Annotated in this window: 17 protein-coding genes; 8 read left to right on the top strand and 9 right to left on the bottom strand. The window is 68.8% G+C overall.

What is annotated here, in order from left to right:
• Positions 1–258: 258 nt before the first annotated feature.
• From ACGFZS_RS10080 to trxA, 7 genes are all read left to right on the top strand, one after another.
• Positions 259–2,658, top strand: a complete 2,400-nt coding sequence (locus tag ACGFZS_RS10080) for a DUF6049 family protein (protein WP_393794709.1) — start codon at positions 259–261, stop codon at positions 2,656–2,658.
• A 46-nt stretch (positions 2,659–2,704) separates the two neighbouring features.
• A complete protein-coding gene (gene murJ, locus ACGFZS_RS10075) occupies positions 2,705–5,014 on the top strand; it encodes a murein biosynthesis integral membrane protein MurJ (protein WP_393794708.1) in 2,310 nt (769 codons plus the stop codon).
• Positions 5,015–5,132: 118 nt separating this feature from the next.
• Positions 5,133–6,854 (top strand): protein kinase family protein, encoded by a 1,722-nt coding sequence (locus ACGFZS_RS10070; protein WP_393794707.1) that lies wholly within the window; start codon positions 5,133–5,135, stop codon positions 6,852–6,854.
• Positions 6,855–6,880: 26 nt separating this feature from the next.
• The gene (gene sigM / locus ACGFZS_RS10065) at positions 6,881–7,606 is read left to right on the top strand and encodes an RNA polymerase sigma factor SigM (RefSeq protein WP_359211563.1); all 726 of its coding nucleotides are present in this window, start codon (positions 6,881–6,883) and stop codon (positions 7,604–7,606) included.
• Positions 7,603–8,499, top strand: a complete 897-nt coding sequence (locus ACGFZS_RS10060) for an anti-sigma factor family protein (RefSeq protein ID WP_393794706.1) — start codon at positions 7,603–7,605, stop codon at positions 8,497–8,499. Before sigM ends, ACGFZS_RS10060 begins: the two co-directional genes overlap by 4 nt.
• Before the next feature lie 194 nt (positions 8,500–8,693).
• The gene (gene trxB / locus ACGFZS_RS10055; protein ID WP_393794705.1) at positions 8,694–9,662 is read left to right on the top strand and encodes a thioredoxin-disulfide reductase; all 969 of its coding nucleotides are present in this window, start codon (positions 8,694–8,696) and stop codon (positions 9,660–9,662) included.
• A gap of 45 nt (positions 9,663–9,707) precedes the next feature.
• A complete protein-coding gene (gene trxA, locus ACGFZS_RS10050) occupies positions 9,708–10,040 on the top strand; it encodes a thioredoxin (protein ID WP_089100462.1) in 333 nt (110 codons plus the stop codon).
• Positions 10,041–10,144: 104 nt separating this feature from the next.
• Here the strand turns inward: trxA and ACGFZS_RS10045 are convergent, their stop codons facing one another.
• From ACGFZS_RS10045 to rpmH, 9 genes are all read right to left on the bottom strand, one after another.
• Entirely contained in the window at positions 10,145–10,762 is a 618-nt protein-coding gene (locus ACGFZS_RS10045; RefSeq protein ID WP_355712488.1) for a GNAT family N-acetyltransferase, read from the bottom strand.
• Positions 10,763–11,102: 340 nt separating this feature from the next.
• Positions 11,103–12,215 carry a ParB/RepB/Spo0J family partition protein gene (locus ACGFZS_RS10040; protein WP_393794704.1) on the bottom strand — a complete coding sequence of 371 codons (1,113 nt, stop codon included), beginning with the start codon at positions 12,213–12,215 and terminating at the stop codon, positions 11,103–11,105.
• Positions 12,212–13,285 (bottom strand): ParA family protein, encoded by a 1,074-nt coding sequence (locus ACGFZS_RS10035; RefSeq protein ID WP_359211652.1) that lies wholly within the window; start codon positions 13,283–13,285, stop codon positions 12,212–12,214. The genes ACGFZS_RS10040 and ACGFZS_RS10035 overlap by 4 nt, the downstream gene beginning before the upstream one ends.
• Before the next feature lie 298 nt (positions 13,286–13,583).
• Positions 13,584–14,300 (bottom strand): 16S rRNA (guanine(527)-N(7))-methyltransferase RsmG, encoded by a 717-nt coding sequence (gene rsmG, locus ACGFZS_RS10030; RefSeq protein ID WP_393794703.1) that lies wholly within the window; start codon positions 14,298–14,300, stop codon positions 13,584–13,586.
• A 117-nt stretch (positions 14,301–14,417) separates the two neighbouring features.
• On the bottom strand, positions 14,418–14,930 hold the full coding sequence (locus ACGFZS_RS10025) for a protein jag (RefSeq protein WP_393794702.1): 513 nt from the start codon (positions 14,928–14,930) through the stop codon (positions 14,418–14,420).
• A 15-nt stretch (positions 14,931–14,945) separates the two neighbouring features.
• On the bottom strand, positions 14,946–16,256 hold the full coding sequence (gene yidC, locus ACGFZS_RS10020) for a membrane protein insertase YidC (protein ID WP_393794701.1): 1,311 nt from the start codon (positions 16,254–16,256) through the stop codon (positions 14,946–14,948).
• Positions 16,257–16,259: 3 nt separating this feature from the next.
• Complete coding sequence (gene yidD / locus ACGFZS_RS10015) at positions 16,260–16,625, bottom strand: membrane protein insertion efficiency factor YidD (RefSeq protein WP_355712478.1); 366 nt, start codon at positions 16,623–16,625, stop codon at positions 16,260–16,262.
• Entirely contained in the window at positions 16,622–16,993 is a 372-nt protein-coding gene (rnpA, locus tag ACGFZS_RS10010; RefSeq protein ID WP_089100455.1) for a ribonuclease P protein component, read from the bottom strand. The genes yidD and rnpA overlap by 4 nt, the downstream gene beginning before the upstream one ends.
• 21 nt (positions 16,994–17,014) lie before the next feature.
• Positions 17,015–17,152 carry a 50S ribosomal protein L34 gene (rpmH, locus tag ACGFZS_RS10005; RefSeq protein WP_015659252.1) on the bottom strand — a complete coding sequence of 46 codons (138 nt, stop codon included), beginning with the start codon at positions 17,150–17,152 and terminating at the stop codon, positions 17,015–17,017.
• Positions 17,153–17,525: 373 nt separating this feature from the next.
• Here rpmH and dnaA point away from each other — a divergent pair, with 373 nt between their 5' ends.
• Positions 17,526–19,493, top strand: a complete 1,968-nt coding sequence (gene dnaA / locus ACGFZS_RS10000) for a chromosomal replication initiator protein DnaA (protein WP_393794700.1) — start codon at positions 17,526–17,528, stop codon at positions 19,491–19,493.
• Positions 19,494–20,248: the final 755 nt, after the last annotated feature.

Below are 20,248 nucleotides of genomic sequence, written 5' to 3'. Positions count from 1 at the left end.
CCGAAGCGCCGCCATATTCCGGCAGCGGCCCTGTGCGGGGCCGTGCAAAAGGAGTGGGACAGCTCACTCCATACCAGTGCAAGAACAGCGCTCGGCGCTTACAGGAATCCTCTGGCGATACTGAAACATAGGGGACGGGCCGGTGTTCTTTCCCGATCTTGCGGAGCAGACCGCGGCACTTCCGTTCAGCGCACCTCGTTACCATGCGTGGACGCACATTCCGACGACCACTGACGACGACTAGGGACGGACGAGCGCGTGGCCGAGGCGGCAGACTTCCAGGGGACGCCCTCACCTGCCCGCCGCTGGCTGCGGCGCACCGGGGCACTGCTCGCCGGCGCGCCCCTGCTGGCCGGACTGATGCAGCTGCCGGCCGCGACGCCGGCCCAGGCGGCCGGCTCGGACACGGTGTCCGTCGCCCTGGACTCGCTCAGTCCCAGCGCCCCCAGTGACGGGGAAACGCTGACCGTGTCCGGCACGGTGACCAACAACGGCAAGCAGGCCGTCACGGACGCCCATGTGGACCTGCGGGTGGGTGCGCTGCTCAGCACGCGGTCGGCGATCGACACGGCCGCCCAGCACTCCGACGACCTCCAGGCGAGCCTGGGCACCGACGTCGGCGACAAGTACGCCGAGGACTTCGACTCGCTCTCCCCGGGGGTCGCCGAGCACTTCAGCATCTCCGTACCGGTCGACAAACTCGATCTCGGCCAGGACGGCGTGTACCAGTTCGGCGTCTCGGTGTCCGGCCAGACCTCCGCACAGCAGTGGGACCAGGTGCTCGGCATCCAGCGGACGTTCCTGCCGTGGCAGTCCTCCGAGGCCGACACGAAGACGAAGACGACGTATCTCTGGCCGCTGATCTCCACCGTCCATGTGACGGCGCGGACGGGGGCGGGCGAGCTGCAGACGCCGGTCTTCCTCAACGACGACCTCGCCAAGGAGATCTCGCCCGGCGGCCGGCTGGCGCAGATGCTGGCGCTCGGCAAGGAACTGGACGTCACCTGGGTGATCGACCCGGACCTGCTGGCCTCCGTCGACGCGATGACCCGCAACTACCGGATCCAGGGCGCCGGCGACAGCACCACGGCCGGCACCCATCAGGCGGTGGCCAAGCAGTTCCTCTCCGACCTCCAGGACGCGGTGGCGGACCGGGAGGTCGTGGCTCTCCCCTTCGCCGACCCGGACCTGGCCTCCCTCGCCCACAACGGCACCAGCGTGACCGGCTCACTGAGCCACCTCAAGGACGCCACCGACGTCGCCGCGACCACCGTGAAGACCGTGTTGCACGTCACAGCCGACACGGACTTCGCATGGCCCGTGGACGGCGCCGTCGACCCGTCGATCATCAAGGTCGCCACCTCGGCGGGCGCCGACAAGGTGATCGCCCGCAGTGACAGCCTCCAGGAGACCGGCGGGCTGACCTACACGCCCTCGGCGGCACGTCCGATCGGTGGCGGCACGACGGCGGTGGTCGCGGACGCTCGGCTGTCCACGGCGTTCGAGGGCGATCTGACCAACGCCGACTCGGCCGTTCTCTCCGTGCAGAAGTTCCTCGCCCAGAGCCTGGCACTGAACACCCAGACCGGCGAGCAGCGCAGCATCGTCGTCGCCCCGCAGCGGATGCCGTCGGCGAGCCAGGCCCAGGCGATGGCGACGGCGATCACCGCGCTGCAGGACAGCAACTGGTCGCAGTTCCAGGACCTCGCCTCGGCCGCGCAGGACAAGCCCGACCCGGGCGCGACCACGAAGATCCCGTCGTCGTCGGCCTACCCGTCCTCGCTGCGCAAGCAGGAGCTGCCCCGGACGGCCTTCGAGCAGATCGCCCGCACCCAGGACAAGCTCGACAACTTCCAGGTGATCCTCACCGACGAGTCCCGGGTGGTGACCCCCTTCGGGCGGGCCATAAACCGTGAGATGTCCACGTCGTGGCGGGGCCGCGGCAGCGAGGCGGACACCTTCCGCACGGGCGTGGAGTCCTGGCTCGACGACCTCATCGGCCAGGTCAAGCTGATCGACAAGTCCGAGACCAAGCTCTCCGGCCGCAGCGCCACCATCCCGGTCACGGTCCAGAACAACCTCGTCCAGGGCGTCGACCACCTCGTCCTGCGGCTCACCTCGTCGATGCCGACGCGACTGGAGATCGGCGGCAAGCCCTACTACGAGCAGCAGGTCGAGGTCTCCGGCGGCCACAGCCAGTCCGTGAAGTTCTCCACCTCGGCCAATGCCAACGGCCGGGTGGAGGTCACCGCCCAGCTCTACACCGAGGACGGCCAGGAGTACGGCGACCCGGTCAAGTTCGACGTCAAGGTCACCGAGGTCACCCCTACCGTGATGCTGGTCATCGGCGGCGGTGTGCTACTGCTGGTGCTCGCCGGCTTCCGGATGTACACGCACCGCAAGCGGGCGACCGCCCGCCAGGCCGAGGAGAGCGACGGTCCCGACGAGGCCGGCGGCGCCGCCCCGGACGCCCCCGAGTCCGACGGCCCCGAGGGCACCGACGGACCGGAGAACCCCGGCACCCGTGACGATCGTCTCCCACAGGAGTCCGTGGCCCGGCCCGGGGAAGACGACCCGGAGCAGCCGAGTGACCCGACACCGGACACCGCACCGGAAAGCGCCGACCCGTCGGAAACGGGTGAGAGAGTGGACCGTTGAGCGAAGTCGTGGCCGGTGTGGCCCGGGACGATGAGGTGGGGTAACCATGAACGCGCCGTACGACGGTGAACGCGGCCAGGGCGCGGCCGGTTCGGGCTACCCCGAGCCGCCGCCGGAGCCCGGCCAGGTCCCGCCGCAGCACGCGGCTGACATGTACCTCCAGGACGCCTACGACCAGGACCCCTACCGGGCACAGGACCTCTCCGCCCAGGACCCGGTCGCCGAGGCGCTCTACGACCGCGCCGCGCACCCCCCGCCGCCCCCGGGCACCTACCCGCAGCAGCCGCTCTACGGCCAGCCCGCCCAGTCCCCCTACGCCCCCGACCCGCACGTGTGGGCCCAGACCCCGGCGCCCGAGCCGGAGCGCCCGGCCCAGTACCTGCCGTACGGCGACGACCCGCGCACGACCCAGTTCGTCGGCGTGGACGACCTGGTCACGCACTCCGGCGAGGAGCGCCACGAACCGGACGCCTTCGCGCACCTCTTCCGGGACCAGCAGCAGGGCGGCTACCGGGATCCGCAGCAGGGCGTCGGGCGGCTGCCGTCCGAGCCCCCGGCGGTACCGGGCCCGGCCGGCGCCCCCGTCGGCCCTCCGTCGGCCCCGCACTACCCGTCGCAGGCCGCGACGCCCGCGGCCGACCAGACCCTGAACCTCGGCGCCGCGCCCGTGGCACCCCCGGCACCCGCCCGGGCCGAGACCCCGGCGGCCGCGCCCGCGAAAAAGGGCGGGAAGGCCACGGGGCTGCTGAAGTCCAGTGCCGTGATGGCGGCGGGCACGATGGTCTCCCGCCTCACCGGCTTCGTCCGCTCCGCGCTGATCGTCTCCGCGCTCGGCGTGGGCCTGCTCGGTGACACGTTCCAGGTCGCCTACCAGCTGCCGACGATGATCTACATCCTGACCGTCGGCGGCGGCCTCAACTCCGTGTTCGTGCCGCAGCTGGTGCGGGCCATGAAGGAGGACGAGGACGGCGGCGAGGCGTTCGCCAACCGGCTGCTGACCCTCGTGATGGTGGCGCTGGGCCTGCTCACCGCGGCCACCATCGCGGCCGCGCCCTTCCTCATCCGCCTGCTGTCCGACTCGGTCGCCAGCGACCCGGCGGCCAACGAGGTCGGCGTGACCTTCGTCCGCTACTTCCTGCCCTCGATCTTCTTCATGGGCATCCACGTGGTGATGGGTCAGATCCTCAACGCGCGGGGCAAGTTCGGCGCGATGATGTGGACCCCGGTCCTCAACAACATCGTCATCATCGTCACCCTCGGCCTGTTCATCTGGGTGTACGGCACCGCCTCCCACTCCGGGATGAAGGTCACCACGATCCCGCCGGAGGGCCAGCGGCTGCTCGGCCTCGGCGTGCTGCTCGGCCTGGTGGTCCAGTCCCTGGCGATGATCCCCTACCTGCGCGAGACCGGCTTCCGGATCCGGCTGCGCTTCGACTGGAAGGGCCACGGCCTCGGCAAGGCCGCCACCCTCGCCAAGTGGACCGTGCTGTTCGTCCTCGCCAACCAGGCGGGCGCCCTGGTCGTCTCCCAGCTGTCCACCTCGGCCGGCAAGCACTCCCCGGTCGACGGCACCGGTTTCGCCGCCTACGCGAACGCCCAGCTGATCTGGGGCCTGCCGCAGGCCATCATCACGGTCTCCCTGATGGCCGCCCTGCTGCCCCGCATCTCCCGATCGGCCGCCGAGAACGACGGGGGCGCCGTCCGCGACGACATCTCCCAGGGGCTCAGGACGACCGCCGTCGCGATCGTGCCCATCGCCTTCGGCTTCCTGGCCCTCGGCATCCCGATGTGCACCCTGATCTTCGGTTCCTCGGGCATCAGCGAGGCCACGAACATGGGCTTCATGCTGATGGCCTTCGCCCTCGGCCTGATCCCCTACTCGGTGCAGTACGTCGTCCTGCGCGCCTTCTACGCGTACGAGGACACCCGCACCCCCTTCTACAACACGGTCATCGTCGCCGCCGTCAACGCGGGCGCCTCGGTCGCCTGTTACGTCCTGCTGCCGGCCCGCTGGGCGGTGGCGGGCATGGCCGCCTCCTACGGACTGGCCTACGCAATCGGTGTCGGGGTCGCCTGGCGGCGGCTGCGCAAGCGGCTCGGCGGCGACCTGGACGGCACCCGGGTGATCCGCACGTACGCCAGACTGTGCATCGCCTCCGTACCGGCCGCGCTGCTCAGTGGTGCGGCCTGCTACGGCATCGGTCACACTCTGGGGCAGGGTGTGATCGGTTCCTTCGCCGCACTGGTGGTCGGTGGAGCCGTGCTGCTCGGCGTCTTCTACGTCGCCGCGCGCCGCATGCGCATCGAGGAGCTCAACTCCCTCGTGGGTATGGTGCGCGGGCGTCTGGGCCGCTGAAGCGGGGGCAAGCGCACAACCATCGTTCGCCGCCGCGTGTCGTGCATGGCGGGGGACTGTGGGCACAATTGGTTTCGGCGTCGGACAGCGTGCAACGGATGGGGAGGCAGGAACGACGGTGGCGGAACGGAGCACGGCTGCCGTCGACGTGGCAGACAACAGCGGTGACGAGCCGCTGACCGCCAAGGCGGACCAGTCCACGGCCGACGGGGTGGCCAAGAACCCGGAGCGGGACACGGACAGCGACGAGGCACAGGGGAGCGGCACGGCCGCGGGCCCCGGGAAGAAGACCTCACCTCCCGAACTGCACAGCGGGCACAAGCTCGCCAGACGCTATCGCCTCGAGGAGTGCGTCACCCGTCTGGACGGATTCAGCAGTTGGCGTGCGGTCGACGAAAAACTCCGGCGTGCCGTCGGAGTCCACGTCCTGCCCGCCGACCATCCACGGACCCGTGCGGTGCTGGCCGCCGCCCGTTCCGCGGCCCTGCTGGGCGACCCGCGGTTCGTGCAGGTCCTGGACGCCGTCGAGGAGAACGACCTCGCCTATGTCGTGCACGAGTGGCTGCCGGACGCCACCGAGCTGAGCACGTTGCTCGCGGCCGGCCCGCTGGAGCCGCACGACGCCTACCAGATGGTCAGTCAGATCGCCTCGGCGATGGCGGCCGCGCACCGCGAGGGGCTGGCGCATCTGCGCCTCAACCCCAACGCCGTGCTGCGCACCTCCACGGGCCAGTGGCGCATCCGCGGGCTCGCGGTGAACGCGGCGCTGCGCGGTATCAGTTCCGACACCCCGCAGCGCACCGACACCGAGGCGATCGGCGCCCTGCTGTACGCGGCGCTGACCCAGCGCTGGCCGTACCAGAGCGACGCCTACGGTCTGCCGGGGCTGCCCAAGGACGTCGGTCTGATCGCACCCGACCAGGTGCGTGCCGGTGTCCACCGCGGGCTGTCCGAGCTCGCCATGCGCGCCCTCGTCAACGACGGCGCCACCGCCTCCCGCCACGAGTCCGCGTGCACCACGCCGGAGGAGCTGGTGAAGGCGATCGGCGAGATGCCCCGCATCCGGCCGCCGGAGCCGGCCTTCACCACGCCACCCGACTACCAGCGCACCACGTATCAGCAGGGCACCTACGGCCGCCCCACGCCCCCCGGCGTGACGCAGCCGCTCCAGGCCCCGCCGCCCCCGCTCCAGAGCCGTACCGGCAAGGCCTTGAAGTGGGCCGTCTCGGCCCTCCTCATCGCCGCCCTGGGCCTGGGCAGCTGGCAGCTCGCGGACGCCCTGATGAACCAGGGCGGTTCGTCCGACGACACCAACAACACCCAGACGACGGACGACGGCGACAAGAACAGCGCCAGCCCCACGCCCGCCGCCGCGATAAAGATCGCGGGCGCCGAGGAGTACGTCGCCGAGGGCGGTGCCCAGCACCCGGGCGACGTGAAGCTGACCTACGACGGCAGCACCTCGACCTACTGGCGGACGAAGACCTTCAACGAGGGTCCCGAGCTGGCGCCGTACAAGCCGGGTGTGGGCATCGTGTACGACCTCGGTTCCGACCGGGAAGTCAGCACGGCGAGCATCGGGCTTCGCTACGCTGGCGATCACACAACGGTCGAGCTGTACGCGGCCGACTCGCTGACCCCGTCGTCGCTTGACTCGATGACGAAGATCGGGAGTGTGACGACCAGCGGCAACACCGCCTCGGTGAAGGTCAGCAAGAAGGTGAAGAGCCAGTACGTGCTCGTGTGGATCACCGCTGTACCGAAGTCGGGAGAGGACCCCGCCGCGTACTCGGGAGCCGGCTACAAGCAGGCCATCACCGAAGTGAAGTTCACAGGCTGACGTCTCACCGTAGGCGGAGGGGGCAGATGGCGGAGGGTGCCGGATACGGCGGGGCGAGCGACCAGGAGTTGCTCGCCCGCCATGTGGAGGGCGACCCCGATGCCTTCGGTGAGATCGTGCGGCGGCACCGGGACCGGCTGTGGGCGGTCGCGCTGCGGACCCTGGGGGACCGCGAGGAGGCCGCTGACGCCGTCCAGGACGCCCTGGTGTCCGCCTACCGGGCCGCCCACACCTTCCGGGGCCAGTCGGCCGTCACAACGTGGCTGCACCGGATCACGGTGAACGCCTGCCTCGACCGGGCCCGCAAGGCGGCCTCCCGCAAGACCGCCCCCGTCGACGACACCGAGCGGCTGGAGCAACTGCTGGAGCCGCATGAATCGGCCTCCGCTCCCGCCGAGCGGAACGATCTGCACCGCCAGCTGCTCGAAGCCCTCGGCACGCTGCCCTACGACCAGCGTGCCGCTCTCGTCCTGGTCGACATGCAGGGCTATCCGGTGGCGGAGGCGGCCCGGATCCTCGAGGTGCCCACCGGGACGGTGAAGAGCCGCTGCGCTCGCGGCAGAGCCAGACTCCTGCCCTTGCTCACCCATCTACGGCCGGAAAACACCGGTGCCGAAAACGACCCGGACCCGGCACGGAACCGGGCGGAGGGGACATCCGTCCCACCTGCAGCGGGGCCCCAGGACGGCGGCCCACAGGACACCGGGCCGAGTGATTCGGCCGCAGTGAAGGGCGGAGGTGGGCGAGCGTGACGTCGACGACAGACACGACCGGGCACCCGGACGTCGCGGAGATCTCCGACCTCACCGAAGGCCTGCTGCCGCCCGCCCGGACCGAAGAGGTACGACGGCACCTGGACGAGTGCGAGCTCTGTGCCGACGTCCACACCTCGCTGGAGGAGATCCGGGGTCTGCTGGGCGCCCTGCCCGGTCCGCCGCGGATGCCGGCCGATGTCGCGGCCCGGATCGACGCCGCCCTCGCCGCCGAGGCCCTGCTCACCGCGCCGACACCCGAGGCACATGTTTCACGTGAAACATCGACCCTCGCATCGACTTCCGTGGACCGGCCCGCCGGCCACCCGAGCGCCTCGACCGGCCCCGGCCGCAAGGACCACCGTGACCGCGGACATGCCCGCGGCAGGCGCCGCCGGACCGTCGTCCTCGGCGCCGTCTTCACCGCCGCCGTCCTGGGCGCCGGTTCCTTCCTTCTCCAGTCGCTCGGCGGCAGCGGATCGCCGACGGCTCAGGGCAAGCCCACCGACTCCGCCGGGACCTTCTCCGAGAGCACCCTGCACAGCCAGGTGAAGGACCTCCTCGGTACGCGGACGGGCACACAGCGAGGCTCTCAGAAGCCGTACAGCATCGATGGCCAGTCCGTCGGACCCAGCCCGACGGACAACCTGAACACCTTGATCCAGCCCCCGGGGTCGGTGCCATCCTGTGTCCGCAACGGCATCAGCCAGAGCGGCAGCGTCCTCGGCGCGAAGGAGGGGACCTACGAGGGCAAGGACGCCTACCTCGTCGTGCTCCCCGACCCCGACGACGCCTCCCGGGTGACGGCGTTCCTCGTCGACGCCTCCTGCGTCGGCACATCGCCCGCCTCCCCCGGCAAGGTCCTCCTCAAGGAGTCTCTGGCGAAGTCCTGAGCGGCCTCGATGCGTCCCCTGGAGCAGGGGACGCATCGTCTCGTCCCGGCGTGGAAATCCGTACGGTGTGGGATGCCCGTGTGCCCGGACACACCGGGAATGCGCGCCCCGTAGGATCCGTTGGGTGGGGTGAGAGCTTCTGACAGAAACTCCCACCGGTCGAATGACGTAGACCAGAGACGAGGAACCAAGCCGTGAGCGACGTCCGTAACGTGATCATCATCGGCTCCGGGCCCGCCGGCTACACGGCGGCGCTCTACACCGCGCGCGCGTCGCTGAAGCCCCTCGTGTTCGAGGGTGCCGTCACCGCGGGCGGTGCGCTGATGAACACCACCGAGGTGGAGAACTTCCCGGGCTTCCGCGACGGCATCATGGGTCCCGACCTCATGGACAACATGCGGGCGCAGGCCGAGCGCTTCGGCGCCGAACTCGTTCCGGACGACATCGTCTCCGTCGACCTGACCGGTGAGATCAAGACCGTCACCGACACCGCGGGCACGGTCCACAAGGCCAAGGCCGTCATCGTCACCACCGGCTCCCAGCACCGCAAGCTGGGCCTGCCGAACGAGGACGCGCTCTCCGGCCGCGGTGTCTCCTGGTGTGCCACCTGTGACGGCTTCTTCTTCAAGGAGCAGGACATCGCCGTGATCGGCGGCGGCGACACCGCGATGGAGGAAGCCACCTTCCTCTCCCGCTTCGCCAAGTCCGTGACGATCGTCCACCGCCGGAACACCCTGCGCGCCTCCAAGGCGATGCAGGAGCGCGCTGTCGCCGACCCGAAGATCAAGTTCGCCTGGGACAGCGAGGTCGCCGAGGTCCAGGGCGACCAGAAGCTGGCCGGCCTGAAGCTGCGCAACGTCAAGACCGGGGAGCTCTCCGACCTGCCGGTGACCGGCCTGTTCATCGCGATCGGCCATGACCCGCGCACCGAGCTCTTCAAGGGCCAGCTGGACCTCGACGAGGAGGGCTACCTCAAGGTCGCCTCGCCCTCGACGCACACCAACCTGACGGGTGTGTTCGCCGCCGGTGACGTGGTGGACCACACCTACCGCCAGGCGATCACCGCGGCCGGTACCGGCTGCTCCGCTGCTCTCGATGCCGAGCGTTTCCTCTCCGCCCTCGCGGACGAGGAGAAGGCCGAGCTCGAGAAGACCACCGCCTGATCCTCCCCTTCCGCCCCACCGCACGATCAAGTAAAGGAGCCCGCCGTGGCCGGCACTCTGAAGCATGTGACCGACGCCGACTTCGAAGAGGTCGTCCTCAAGAGCGACAAGCCCGTCCTGGTCGACTTCTGGGCCGAGTGGTGCGGCCCGTGCCGCCAGATCGCCCCGTCGCTTGAGGCGATCGCCGCCGAGCACGGCGAGAAGATCGAGATCGTCAAGCTGAACATCGACGAGAACCCGAACACGGCGGCCAAGTACGGCGTCATGTCGATCCCGACCCTGAACGTCTACCAGGGTGGCGAGGTCGCCAAGACCATCGTCGGTGCCAAGCCGAAGGCCGCGCTCGTCCGCGACCTTGAGGACTTCATCGCCGAGTGATGTTTCACGTGAAACACGAATGGGCCAACCCCTCGGGGTTGGCCCATTCGCTTGAGCGGGCGAGCCCCGGACCGCTCTGCTTGGGCAGGCGGCCTCCGGAGCACCTACAGGGGTCGCAGCACCGGTTCCTTCTGTACGGCCCCCAGAAGCCGGTCGAGCGCCAGCTCCACGTCTTCCTTCCAGGAAAGCGTCGTCCGCAGCTCCAGCCGTAGCCGAGGGTGCGAGGGGTGCTGCCGGACCGTCTTGAAGCCCACGGCGAGCAGATGATCCGCGGGCAGCAGACAGGCCGGCTCCTTGTAGCGGGCATCGCCGAAGGCCTCGATCGCCTTGAAGCCCCGCCGCAGCAGATCCTTGGCAACCGTCTGGACCATCACCCGTCCAAGCCCCTGCCCCTGATAGCCGGGCATGATGAAGCCGGTCATCAGCTGGACGGCGTCCGGTGAGACCGGGCTCGTGGGGAACGCCGTGGACCGCGGGACATAGGCAGGCGGGGCGTAGAGCACAAAGCCGACCGGTATGTCGTCGACATAGACCACCCGGCCGCACGATCCCCAGTCGAGCAGGACGGCGGAGATCCAGGCTTCCTTTTCCAGGGCGGCCCTACCCGCCCTTACCGCTGCTTCGCCGCTGACGGGGTCCAGTTCCCAGAAGACACACGAGCGACAGCGCTGGGGAAGGTCCTGAAGGTTGTCCAGGGTGAGCGGTACGAGCCGACGCCCCATGAAGGCTGTTCCTCGCTTCCTTCGCCCGCGGCATCGCGAGCGGCTGTCAGAGCGCTGCGTTCCCTGAGCAGACTGCCGACGAAGCCGACGGTCGCGCCCAGTCCCAGGCCGGCGCTCACCAGGCCGGTGCGGCTCATCGTTCGCATGGCCCTTTGCCTCTCCCTCGGAGGTGCTGCCGGCTGCCGGGTGGATGCGCCATACCCGAACGCATCGTATCCACACAGCGATTCCATCGAAACTGCCAGAAAGCAAAGAGCGGATCGTGTTCCGGTACACACCGGAACACGATCCGCTCTCTGAACGACAGGAGATCGACCGAGCGGGAAACCACCCGGGTCGGTCAGTCCTCGGACTCCTCGGAGCCCGTGGAGTCGCCGTCGTGGAGGCCCTGGTGCAGGACCGGCCCCTCGCCCGGAGCGAGCGTGCCGAGGATCCGCTCAAGGTCTTCCATCGAGGCGAACTCGACGGTGATCTTGCCCTTCTTCTGACCCAGGTCGACCTTCACCCGGGTCTCGAAGCGGTCCGAGAGCCGGGTCGCCAGGTCGGTCAGCGCCGGGGAGACCCGGGCGCCGGCCCGCGGACCCTTGGCCCGCGTCGTCGCCTGGGGCCGCGAACCCATCAGGGTCACGATCTCCTCGACGGCCCGTACCGACAGCCCCTCGGCCACGATCCGGTGGGCCAGCCGGTCCTGCTCCTCCGAGTCGTCGACGGAGAGGAGCGCCCGGGCGTGCCCGGCGGACAGGACTCCGGCGGCCACCCGGCGCTGGACCGCCGGCGAGAGCTTCAGCAGCCGCAGGGTGTTGGAGACCTGCGGGCGGGACCGTCCGATGCGGTCGGCCAGCTGGTCGTGCGTGCAGTTGAAGTCCTTCAGCAGCTGGTCGTAGGCGGCGGCCTCTTCCAGCGGGTTCAGCTGGGCCCGGTGCAGGTTCTCCAGCAGCGCGTCCAGAAGGAGCTTCTCGTCGTCCGTCGCGCGGACGATCGCCGGGATCGCCTCCAGGCCGGCCTCACGGCAGGCCCGCCAGCGCCGCTCGCCCATGATGAGCTCATAGCGCGAGGGACCCAACTGCCGTACGACGACGGGCTGGAGAAGGCCGACCTCCTGGATGGAGGTGACCAGCTCCTGCAGAGCGTCCTCGTCGAACACCTCACGCGGCTGGCGCGGGTTCGGCGCGATGTCATCGAGAGGGATCTCCGCGAAGTGGGCGCCCATCGGAGCAGCGGGCATCTCCGCGGCTCCGCCGAACACCGACGGCTCCTCGGTTTCATGCGAAACCGGCGGCAGTGTCGTCACCTTGGCCGCGGCGACACCACGGTCGGTCGTCAGCACCGGGACCGCCGCGGGGGACGGGGATGCCGCACCCCCCACTGCCGTCTGAGCCGGGGTCTTCTCGGTCGGTGCAGCTGGGATCAGTGCGCCGAGACCGCGTCCCAGCCCCCTCCGTCGCTCGCTCACTGGATCCCCTCCACCATGCTCGGGTTCGTCTGGGCGCCGATATGGGCCTGCGTCGGGTCGTAGCTGACTCCGATGCCCTTCAGCGCGATTTCTCTGGCCGCCTCAAGATAGGAGAGGGCACCGCTCGATCCAGGATCGTAGGTCAGTACCGTCTGCCCGTAGCTCGGCGCCTCGGAGATGCGGACCGAGCGGGGAATGCTCGTCCGCAGCACCTCGTCACCGAAGTGGCTGCGCACCTCGTCCGCGACCTGGGAGGCAAGGCGCGTCCGGCCGTCGTACATGGTGAGCAGGATGGTCGACACATGCAGGTTGGGGTTGAGGTGCCCCCGTACCAGGTCGACGTTGCGCAGCAGCTGGCCCAGGCCCTCCAGTGCGTAGTACTCGCACTGGATCGGGATGAGCACCTCGGCGCCCGCGACGAGCGCGTTGACCGTCAGCAGGCCGAGTGAGGGCGGGCAGTCGATGAGGATGTAGTCCAGCGGCTGCTCGTACGCCAGGATCGCCCGCTGAAGCCGGCTCTCCCGTGCCACCAGGGACACCAGCTCGATCTCCGCACCGGCGAGATCGATCGTGGCGGGGGCGCAGAAGAGACCTTCGACGTCCACCACCGGCTGGACAACTTCCGCCAGGGGCTTGCTCTCGACCAACACGTCGTAGATGGACGGAACTTCGGCGTGGTGGTCGATCCCCAGCGCTGTGGACGCATTGCCCTGAGGGTCGAGGTCGATCACCAGAACGCGGGCGCCGTGCAGAGCCAGCGACGCGGCAAGGTTGACGGTGGTCGTCGTCTTGCCCACGCCGCCCTTCTGGTTGGCAACCACCATGACTCTGGTCTGCTCCGGACGTGGCAGTCCTTCGCCGGCGCGGCCCAGAGCCTCCACCGCGAGTTGGGCAGCACGACCGATGGGAGTGTCGTCCATAGGAGGCGGTGTTTCACGTGAAACATCCGCCCCCATCGACTCGGTACGGGGACCGGGGACCGGATCGGTCATCGGTCCCGCGATGTTGGCGTCGGACCGCAAGGATTCACTCTCCTCGACTTCAGGCTCGCAATGAACAGAGCCTCCCATGTCTTCGGGGTCGCGAACCAGTGAGGCCTGTTGTTCTGTGGAGAAATCCACCTCTGTGGACATCTCCCTGCCCCTCAAGGGGGACGGAGTGTCACCAGAGGCTCCCTCTCCGAGGGCTCCGAGAGATTTTCGGTCGCGTGGTTCGGCCGCGGCGCGAGTCCGACCGATGATGCCGTGCAGCAGTGAGCGACGTTTCACGTGAAACACGATGCACAGCGAGCGCGACCGAAAAGCCGCGACACTCCGTCATGCGTAGGTTTGGCAGCTTGTGTGGAGTACGTCTCGTCCGCAGGACGGATCAGCGGCGCCTACGTGCCCGTCCCGTACGAGCCGCCTTCGCCCGCTTGGCCGCGAAGCGCACCCCGCCCGGGCTCTCCCCGACCTCCACCCGCACCACGGTGGAGAGCGGATCCACCACACCTTCACCCACATGCAGGATGGACGTGGACACCGCACCGAGCTTCGTCAGAGCGGTGGACGCCGCCTTCAGCTCCTCCTCCGCCGTGTCCCCCTTGAGGGCGAGCATCTCGCCGTAGGGACGCAGCAGCGGAATGCCCCAGGTGGCCAGCCGGTCCAGCGGAGCCACGGCACGGGCCGTCACCACATGCACCGGGGGCAGACTGCCCATGACCTCCTCGGCCCGGCCACGCACGACGGTCACATGACTCAGGCCCAGCAGCTCGACGACCTCGGTGAGGAAGTTGGTGCGGCGCAGCAGTGGCTCCAGCAGGGTGATGTTGAGGTCGTCCCGGACCAGAGCCAGGGGGATGCCCGGCAGGCCGGCACCGGAGCCCACATCGCACACCGTCACCCCTTCGGGGACGGCCTCCGAGAGCACCGCGCAGTTCAGCAGATGCCGCTCCCACAGGCGTGGCACTTCCCGTGGGCCGATCAGACCACGCTGCACACCTGCCTCGGCGAGCAGCTCCGCGTAGCGGACCGCATCGGCGAAGCGCTCGCCGAAGACTTCCCGCGCCTGTTCGGGCGCCGGGGGGAGCTCCGCAGCCTCCGTCACGGGGACCGTCCTTCCGTACAGCGCCGGCGCTCAGCGCGCCGGCCACCAGAACTACCAGGCTGACAAAGTTCGGCCCCGCCTGCTCAACAGACGGGGCCGGTACAACGTGGGGACCGATCAGGCGGGCAGTACGACGACGAACCGCTGCGGCTCCTCGCCCTCCGACTCGCTGCGCAGTCCGGCGGACTTGACCGCGTCGTGCACGACCTTGCGCTCGAACGGGGTCATCGGCTTGAGCTTCACGGGCTCACCGGTGTTCTTGACCTCGGCGGCGGCCTTGGCGCCCAGCTCGGAGAGCTCGGCGCGCTTCTTGGCACGGTAGCCAGCGATGTCGAGCATCAACCGGCTGCGGTCGCCGGTCTCCCGGTGCACGGCGAGGCGGGTCAGCTCCTGGAGCGCCTCCAGCACCTCGCCGTCGCGGCCGACCAGCTTCTGCAGGTCGCGGCCGCTCGAGTCGCTGATGATCGACACAGAGGCGCGGTCTGCCTCGACATCCATGTCGATGTCGCCGTCGAGGTCGGCGATGTCCAGCAGACCTTCGAGATAGTCCGCCGCGATCTCGCCCTCCTGCTCCAGGCGGGTCAGGGTGTCTGCACCCTCGGCAGCGGCGGAGGTGGTGCCTTCCGTCACGGGATGGGCTCCTTCTTACTTCTTGGACGGGGACTTGGGGCGCTGCGGACCGCCCTTGCGCTGACCGGACTGAGCCCTGCTGCGGCCGTTGGAGCCGCCCTTCGGGGGCTGCTGGGCGGCGGGCTTGGCGTCCTGCGGCTCGTCGGACTTCTCCAGCGAGGTGGTCTTCTCCGAAGGGTCCGAAGAGTCCGAAGAGTCCGAGGCATCCGACGGGGAGTCGCCGGCCGCCTTCGTGCCGCCGGACTGCCGCTGGGCCTTGGTCTGGCGCTTGGGCTGCTGGCGCTTGGCGGCGGCGGTGGTCGCGACGCCGTCCTCGGTCAGCGTGGCGGCCTGGGCCTCGCCCTTCACCACGGTGCCGTCGGCCTGGGCCACCAGGCCCGACTTGGTCAGCGCGTTGATGAAACCGCGCTCGAACTCGTTGCGGTCACGGCCCTTGGCGACGATCGCCTTGATGATCGTCTTCTCACTGCGGCGCCGGGTCTTGCCGTGGTGCGTGACGTGATGGGTGAGGCGCTCCAGGTAGGCGGCCTGAGCCTTGGAACCCGGGGTCGGGTTGTTGCGGATGACGTACATCTGCTGGCCCATGGTCCACACGTTGGTGGTCAGCCAGTAGACGAGGACACCGACCGGGAAGTTGATACCGAAGACGGCGAACATGACCGGGAAGACGTACATCAGCATCTTCTGCTGCTGCATGAACGGCGTCTTCACCGTGGTGTCGACGTTCTTCGTCATCAGCTGGCGCTGCGTGTAGAACTGCGACGCCGACATCAGGACGATCATGATCGCGGTGACGACCCGGACGTCGGTGAGCGAGGCACCGAGCGCCTCCACCTTCGCGGAACCGTCCGTGAACTTCGCGGCGAGCGGGGCACCGAAGATGTGCGCCTTCTGGGCACTGGCCAGCAAGGACTCATTGATCACGCCGATGGTCTGGTTCGACGCGATGCCGTTGAGCACGTGGTACAGGGCGAAGAAGAACGGCGACTGCGCCAGGATGGGAAGGCACGAGGAGAGCGGGTTGGTACCCGACTCCTTGTACAGCTTCATCATCTCTTCGGACTGGCGCTGCTTGTCGTTCTTGTAGCGCTCCTGGATCTTCTTCATCTCGGGCTGCAGCGTCTGCATGGCCCGGGTCGCCTTGATCTGCTTCACGAAGAGCGGGATCAGGCAGATGCGGATCAGGATCACCAGGGACACGATGGACAAGCCCCAGGCCCAGCCCGTGTCGGGACCGAAGATCTTCCCGTACACCGAGTGGAACTGGACGATGACCCATGAAACGGGTGTCGTGATGAAGCTGAACAAGCTGGCAATCGTGTCCACTAATCATGCTCCTTGGGCATGGGACGAAGTCTCTGCGGCCGGGCTCGAAGGAAGCTCGGTGGGAGCCTTCGCTTCGGTGGCCGAGTCGGCGGCGGAGGGCCCGCCCCTGCGTGCACGCCAGGCGTCACGCAGCATTTCGTGCCACCGCGGGCGCTTGCGCGGCGGGACATGGTCCACACCGCCGAGCGACCACGGATTGCACCGCAGGATGCGCCAGGCGGTCAGTGCCGTTCCCTTGATCGCACCGTGCCGGTCGATGGCCGTGTAGCCGTAGTGGGAGCAAGACGGGTAGTACTTGCACACCGGCCCGAGCAGCGGACTGATCGTCCACTGGTACAGCTTGATCAGAGCCAGTAGTGGGTACTTCATCGCGCGCCCCCTCCCAGCAGCCGCTCGATGGCGGCATCCAGGTCTCGGGCCAGCTGTGCATGGTCGGCGTCACCCGCTCCGGGCAGCGCTCGTACGACTACCAGGCTACCGGGGGGAAACAGGGCGACTCGCTCGCGCATCAGATGACGCAGTCTGCGCTTCACCGTGTTGCGCACCACGGCACCACCCACGGCCTTGCTCACGACGAAACCCGCACGCGTCGGGGGAGCGCTCTCCCCAGGCGCGTGCGGGTCCGTGGCACCGCTACGAAGGTGGACGACGAGGGACGGGCGGCCTGCCCGACGACCCCGTCGTACCGCGGTCGCGAAGTCCTCGCGCCGCCTCAGCCGATGCTCGGTAGGCAGCACGACGTCATGACCTGACCGGGATCAGGCGGACAGGCTGGCGCGACCCTTTGCACGACGGTTCGCGAGAATCGCGCGGCCGGCACGGGTACGCATCCGCAGGCGGAAGCCGTGGGTCTTCGCGCGACGACGGTTGTTCGGCTGGAAGGTGCGCTTGCTCACTCGGGGGCTCCAGAAATCAAATCGGTGTGGCGGGTGCCGTCCTGGCTGTCACCGTGCGCCCACGAGTAGCTCGCATCACGCCCGAGTGCACCGCTTCCCGATCACCTTCAGCGATCTGTGCCCATCGGAGGCAGGCGGCAGCAGCCATCGACAACTCGACCTGGTTACGGTACGCGGGGCTACGCCATTCGGTCAAACCAGCAGTGACCGAGAGACACTATCCACAGGCTGGGGACAACAACTTGAACCGCACCCGCCACGCTGACTACCGTGGCTGGACTCCGATTCGTTCCTTTATCCCCGCCCGACCCGATATTCATCCCGACCCGTCCTCGAACCACACGTTCGTGGGACCTGTGAGAGAGCGTGCCCTGTGGCTGACGTACCTGCCGATCTTGCCGCAGTGTGGCCACGAGTACTGGAGCAGCTCCTCGGTGAGGGCCGCGGTCAGGGTGTGGAGTCGAAGGACGAGCACTGGATCCGACGCTGCCAGCCGCTCGCGCTGGTCGCGGACACCGCTCTGCTCGCCGTACCGAACGAATTTGCGAAGAACGTACTGGAGGGCCGTCTCGCCCCCATCGTCAGCGAGACCCTGAGCCGTGAGTGCGGGCGCCCGATCCGCATCGCGATCACCGTGGACGAGTCCGCGGGCGAACCCCCGGCCCCGCCGGCGCCTCCCCTGCAGCAGCAGCGTTACGAAGAGCCCGAGCTTCCCCCGGCACCGTACGACGGCGGCTACGGCCGCCACCGCGCCGAGGACCAGGGCGGCCGCGACCAGCTCCCGACCGCCCGTCCCGCCTACCCCTCCGAGTACCAGCGCCCCGAACCCGGCGCCTGGCCGCGCCCCGGGCAGGACGAGTACGGCTGGCAGCAGCCCCGGCTCGGCTTCCCCGAGCGCGACCCCTATGCCTCGCCGTCCCAGGACTCCTACCGCTCCGACGGTTACGGCGACTCCTACTCCCAGGAGTACCGCCCGCAGCAGCCGATGGACCGGCCGCCGTACGAGCAACAGCGCGCCGAGTACGAGCAGCAGCGCACGGACTACGAGCCGCCGCGCGCCGACTACGACAAGCGATCCGAGTACGACAAGCGACCCGAGTACGACAACCGGCCGGACTACGACAAGCGACCGGACTACGACCGGTCCGAGTACGACCAGCGCGACGTCGGCCGCCGTGAGCGGGCCGAGCCCTCGGGCGGGACGGGTCAGGGCCACCGGGGCGGACCCGGACGGGCGGACCTGCCGAGCGCCGGCGGTCCCGGCCCGCTGGGCGCCAAGCCCGCGCCGGCCGGCGGGCCGGGCGAACCGACCGCCCGCCTGAACCCCAAGTACCTCTTCGACACGTTCGTCATCGGCGCGTCCAACCGTTTCGCCCACGCGGCCGCAGTCGCCGTCGCCGAGGCGCCCGCGAAGGCGTACAACCCGCTCTTCATCTACGGGGAGTCAGGGCTCGGCAAGACGCACCTGCTGCACGCGATCGGGCACTACGCGCGGAGCCTCTACCCGGGCACGCGCGTGCGGTACGTGAGCTCCGAGGAGTTCACCAACGAGTTCATCAACTCGATCCGCGACGGCAAGGGCGACAGCTTCCGCAAGCGCTACCGCGAGATGGACATCCTGCTCGTCGACGACATCCAGTTCCTCGCGGACAAGGAGTCGACGCAGGAGGAGTTCTTCCACACCTTCAACACACTCCACAACGCGAACAAGCAGATCGTGCTGTCCAGCGACCGGCCGCCCAAGCAGCTGGTCACCCTGGAGGACCGGCTCCGGAACCGTTTCGAGTGGGGCCTGATCACCGACGTCCAGCCGCCGGAGCTGGAGACGCGGATCGCGATCCTCCGCAAGAAGGCGGTGCAGGAGCAGCTCAACGCCCCGCCGGAGGTGCTGGAGTTCATCGCCTCCCGCATCTCCCGCAACATCCGTGAGCTGGAGGGCGCGCTGATCCGGGTGACGGCCTTCGCGTCGCTCAACCGGCAGCCGGTCGACCTCGGGCTGACGGAGATCGTCCTCAAGGACCTGATCCCGGGCGGGCAGGACACGACGCCCGAGATCACCGCGACGGCCATCATGGCGTCGACCGCCGACTACTTCGGCCTCACCGTCGAGGACCTGTGCGGCAGCTCGCGCGGCCGGCAACTGGTCACGGCGCGCCAGATCGCCATGTACCTGTGCCGGGAGCTGACGGATCTGTCGCTGCCGAAGATCGGGGCCCAGTTCGGCAACCGGGACCACACGACCGTGATGCACGCCGACCGGAAGATCCGGGCGCTGATGGCGGAGCGGCGGTCGATCTACAACCAGGTGACGGAGCTGACGAACCGGATCAAGAACGGGTAGCTGTACGACGTTCGGGGCGCCCTCGGGAGAGATCCCTGGGGCGCCTTTTGCTGTCTGAGGGCGATTCGGGAGTGGTCCGCTGCGGGCTCGGTGGGGGCTTGTCGCGCAGTTCCCCGCGCCCCTGACGGGGCGCGTTCCCCGGACGGGGTCGCAGGCAAACGCCCCCCGCTGTTCGATTACAGGCCTGGTTACGGCCGTCCTCCACAGATTTGCCGACTTTCTTGCGTCCACACCCTGGGGACTGTGAAGTTGTCCCGAACGTCGTCCACAGGCTGGGGGCTGAAAGAGCATCAGGGCAGCTCAAGGGGCTGTGGAATCGTGGACGAAGGATCTCCACAGGTTGTGGACGACGACGGCGTCCACAGGGTGTGCATGAAGTTGTCCACCGGCAACCCACAGGCTGAGGGGCGGTTGTCCCCAGCGATCCCCAGCTTCTCCACACCGCTGTCCACTGTTCGGCAACGCGACGCGCCTCCTCACCGAGTCGAGTGAAAGGCGTCACACGAAGGTGCCGGGTTGGCCTGTGGGAAAGGTGGGTAAAGCTGGGGACGGCGTTGGGGAGAAGTGCCCTCGGGCTGTGCACGGTGTGTGCAGAACTTTCTGTTCTCCACAGAGACGCCCAGTTGTCCACCGGCTCCACCCACAGGGGCAGTGGACAAAATCTAGCCCCTGAGCTGGGCAAACGAGGTTATCCACGGTATCCACAGCCCCTACTACTACTGACAACTAGAGAGAGCTGGGAATCCGTTTCGAAG

Origin of the sequence: Streptomyces sp. NPDC048288 (assembly GCF_043201555.1) — a bacterium.
In the GTDB taxonomy this organism is placed as follows: Bacteria; Actinomycetota; Actinomycetes; order Streptomycetales; family Streptomycetaceae; genus Streptomyces.
This window is presented reverse-complemented; position numbering and strand designations above follow the sequence as displayed.